The organism is Petrotoga sp. HWHPT.55.6.3 (assembly GCF_002895495.1).
Taxonomy (GTDB): Bacteria; Thermotogota; Thermotogae; order Petrotogales; family Petrotogaceae; genus Petrotoga; species Petrotoga mobilis.
The window spans coordinates 1-3,225 of record NZ_AZRJ01000048.1; the positions used below are offsets into that span (position 1 = coordinate 1).

Here is a 3,225-nt window from a genome sequence, read left to right on the forward strand (position 1 = left end):
CCTTCGCCCCGCTGCCCACCCTAATTTTATTTTTAAATTAGCTAAGTAGGATGTTGTTGCTGTTATTTTTTATTATACCATAATTAAGAATTATTAAGAAAATTTATTTACATTTTTTTGCATTTCAGATTATTAAACCAAATAAAATAGGCTCTAATTGTAGAAACGACTAAAATTTCTCAAGAGCTTGAAAGAATAACTATAAAATTACTTTGTAAAATTATAAAAAGCAGGCTTACGCCTGCCTTCTTAATTATTGTCAGTTTTATTCAATTTTGATCTCTTTTCCTTCACCTTTAGCTGTCTCAACTTTTGGTATAGTTAGTTTCAAAACTCCATTTTCATATTCAGCTTTAATTTTGTCTTTGTCAATGTACTCTGGTAGTCTTATAGTTCGTTCAATTCTACCAAAGTATCTTTCTCTCCTATACACATTTCCTCTTCTTACTTCTTCGGATTCTTTCTTTTCTGCGGATATGGTTAATAGATCGTTGTTTAATTGAACTTTTATATCTTTTTTGTTTAAACCAGGTAATTCACATTCTACGACGTAATCATCGTCAGTTTCATATACATCCATCTCACCACGAGAGGTCGTTCCAAAAGGCAAAGATCTAAAGAAATCTTCAAACTCTCTATTGAAGAAATCAAATGGAGATAACAAGTCTTCTCTGTCATCCCTGTCGTCTCTTCTTCTTTCTAACATTTATCACCGCCTCCCTTTTCACTGTTTATTATTTTCACTAAAATTATATATCAAAAAAATCTTTTGTGTCAAGAGAGGCTTCAAAAAAGGTTATGATTGTTTTTAATTGACAATAAAAGCTTTATATTAATACTAAATTTAAATATAATAAAAGATTTAATCACTTGTTATCTATAAGTGATAATTATTTAGGGATCGCTTCTTTAAAATAATTAAATAAGTTAGAGTTAATCCATCTGAGAGGGTATGTATTATTATGGGATAAATCAAGCTATTTGAAATTTGAAAGGTGTATCCCAAAATCGATCCCATTATGATCCTTCCTGGTAAAAGACCTATAAATTGTTTTATACTTTCTCTGCCAAAGAAGAGATTGTTTAAATGGGCAAAAACAAAAAGTACTGTTGCTATGATCGTTGCATATTCAATAGAAAAAATTGAACCGGGTAAAAAAAATCTTAAATTACCTTGGATAAATCCTCTATAAAATAATTCTTCGGCAGGGCCTACAACCAACCAAACATGTAATAAAATAATTTTGTTATTTTGAAAACTTCCGTAGGGAATCTTCATGAGATCAGAAAGAGACATTTTCCTCATACTACCCAAAGATCCCAGTATTAAAATAAAAGAAATTAAAAGCATAAACAGTCCTTTTTTAAAATTCCCAGTTTGGAATCCTGCTTGCTGGAAGTTTATTGGTGAAAGATAGATAAGAAGAATAGAAATCCCAATACTGAATATTCCTAAAATTAAATTTCCCAAATAAATACCTTTTCTTTTTAAAAAAGATCGGCCTATTACATATATTAGTAAATAGTAGATAATTAGTAAGATGATAAATTTAATAAAGAGCATATATTCACCAACCTCTGTGTTAGCGCCCCTTAGCCCCGCTCCCCACCCTTCTAAGGAAAGGGACCTGCGGTCCCTTAGACCCGGCTCCGCACTTTAAATGTCTGTATCTTTAATTTAATTATACAATATTAGGATGCTTAATTTTAATCAATATGATTAACCGATGCAATAAGAATTAAAAGGAAATATTGATTTATTTGACTTTGTCTTTTTTTTAAACTATAATTAGTTTGGGATATTAAATCCTTTAAAAACATTAGTAAAAAAGAATGGTTCCGTTTCGGAGGAATTATATGTCAATTTATGCCTTAACATCTTTGATAGTCTTCATAATTGTCGTTGTAGGAATGGTTTTTCAGAAAATAGATAGAACGCTTATTGCAATGTTGGGGGCTATTTTTCTATTAGGAACAGGGATTTTCCCTGACCAAATTGGTGCAATAAAAGAGTACGTGGATTATAACACTCTGTTATTGCTGCTTGGAATGATGGTATTTGTTGAGACTTTAAGAAAGACAGGTATATTTACCTTCTTAGGTCTCTCCATGTTAAGATTGTTTGGGAATAACACCTATACCTTATTCATCTCTCTAATTTTTTTGGTTGCTTTATTTTCTGGCTTTATTGATAACGTTACTACTGTTTTAGTTTTTATTCCAATGACTTTTGCCATTACGGATTCATTAAATATTAATTATCTCCCTTTTGTTTTAGGAGAAATTTTCGCATCAAATATTGGAGGTATGGCAACAATAATTGGTGATCCTCCTAATATTATGATTGCTTCTGCGGCAGGTTATTCTTTCTCAGAGTTCGCTCTTATTATGTATCCGGTTACATTGATCAATTTAGTATTCGCCATTCTCTTATTGATATATTTCTTCAAGGAAGATTTATCCGTTAAAATAGACAAAGAAGCGATTAAAAACTTTGATGTATCTCATATTGTAGAAAACAAAAAGGAATTTATCTTGTCTATACTTTTGTTTGGAGCGGTTATCGTAGCTTTTGCTTTACAACATGAGCTAAATTTAGAAAGTTCAACCGTTGCCTTAGCTGCTGGCTTTTTCTCGTTATTTATTCTTAGACCAAAGGATTTGAAAGATACATTATCTAAAGTTGAATGGGAAAATATTTTGTTTTTCTTTGCTTTATTTTTAATTGCCGGTGCACTTGAAGAAACGGGTATCATTAGCGCTTTTTCTAATATACTGGTCGATTTTGCTGGCAACTCTTTACTTATATTTAGTCTTTCTATTCTAACAATTTCTTCTTTCTTTACTGGTTTCTTAAATAATGTTCCTTTAGTGGCTGCAATGATACCTGTCATTGAAAAATTATCTATTTCTGAATCTTCCATATTTAGTAATCTTGACCCCATTTGGTATTCGTTATCATTGGGGGCTTGCTTGGGAGGGAACTTAACTCCAATAGCCGCTTCAGCGAACGTTATAGCGTTAGGTCTTTTAACCCAATTTAAAGGGAAAACAATTTCTTTTTGGGAGTTTTCTAAATACGGTTTGATAATATTATTAGGGAATATAGTAATTTCTGGAATATATGTAAATTTCATTTTTTTCTGATTTTTTATCCTTATAGGGTGGGCTGCGGGATGAATGGGTCCAGATTCTTTTCCTTAGAGGGTGGGCTGCGGGGCGAAG

The 3,225-nt window shown here is 31.5% G+C and carries 3 protein-coding genes; 1 reads left to right on the top strand and 2 read right to left on the bottom strand.

The window, feature by feature from the left end; all coding sequences use genetic code 11:
• Window positions 1–265 precede the first annotated feature (265 nt).
• Both X926_RS09180 and X926_RS09185 read right to left on the bottom strand, forming a co-directional pair.
• The gene (locus X926_RS09180; protein ID WP_103065871.1) at window positions 266–706 is read right to left on the bottom strand and encodes an Hsp20/alpha crystallin family protein; all 441 of its coding nucleotides are present in this window, start codon (window positions 704–706) and stop codon (window positions 266–268) included.
• A 171-nt stretch (window positions 707–877) separates the two neighbouring features.
• Window positions 878–1,564 carry a CPBP family intramembrane glutamic endopeptidase gene (locus X926_RS09185; RefSeq protein WP_103065872.1) on the bottom strand — a complete coding sequence of 229 codons (687 nt, stop codon included), beginning with the start codon at window positions 1,562–1,564 and terminating at the stop codon, window positions 878–880.
• Window positions 1,565–1,857: 293 nt separating this feature from the next.
• Between X926_RS09185 and X926_RS09190 the strand changes: the two genes are divergently transcribed.
• Window positions 1,858–3,147 carry an SLC13 family permease gene (locus tag X926_RS09190; RefSeq protein WP_103065873.1) on the top strand — a complete coding sequence of 430 codons (1,290 nt, stop codon included), beginning with the start codon at window positions 1,858–1,860 and terminating at the stop codon, window positions 3,145–3,147.
• Window positions 3,148–3,225: the final 78 nt, after the last annotated feature.